We start from the raw sequence: 732 nt of genomic DNA, 5'->3' as shown, positions 1-732 counted from the left end.
CCTATCAGAGCGATAACTTGTGAGGGCGGCAAAGACAAAGTAATATCGTGCAGTATTTGCTGCGAGCCAATATGGTGCGAGAGGGTATTAATTTTTATCATAGCAATGTCTTCTAATCAATTTATTTTTTATAGCTTTGAGACTTTAAAGCTTTAAAAGTCATACGCGGCGACGGTGAGTCATAAATATCAATAACAAAAACACTATTCCGCCTGCCAGCTCAATCACCACGGACAAAACGCCCGCCATATCCAGCAGTTGCTCAAAGACAGCTTGACCGAGCACCAAACATATCATCGCCACTAAACTGACCAATACCAGCCGCTCGCTATGATACATACGCCGCGTAATACGATTGGTCAAGGCGCATACGAGCAGACCAAAAAAAGTCACAGGCCCTACCAAAGCAGTCGCCGTGGCTACCAAAACCGCAATGAGGCTCAGCAGTCCAAACGCCAAACGCTGATAATTAATACCAAGGTTGATCGCTTGCGGTTTACCCAGCATCAACACATCACACTGATAGCGCCAGCGCCAAACGACAATAGCGCTGAGCATACAGATAACAAGGCTGATACCCAGCAGCTTAGGATTGAGCGTATTAAACTGCGCGTAGCTGGCCGCTTGCACCACCACGAAATCATCAGGATTAATCAGGCGGGCAATCAGCGCCGATAAGCTACGAAACAGCACACCAAAGATCACCCCGACCAATATAAGACGCGTTAGGTC

Annotated in this window: 1 protein-coding gene; it reads right to left on the bottom strand. The window is 47.1% G+C overall.

The genetic code is table 11. The features are described 5' to 3' along the window. Window positions 1-159: 159 nt before the first annotated feature. The coding region (locus tag ACTXGO_RS15400; protein WP_443575131.1) for an iron chelate uptake ABC transporter family permease subunit at window positions 160-732 on the bottom strand (573 nt) is incomplete at its 5' end.

It is taken from the genome of Psychrobacter sp. T6-1, from assembly GCF_052258445.1.
The sequence above is the reverse complement of the archived record's forward strand: the minus strand, read 5'-3'. Positions and strand labels throughout refer to the sequence as shown.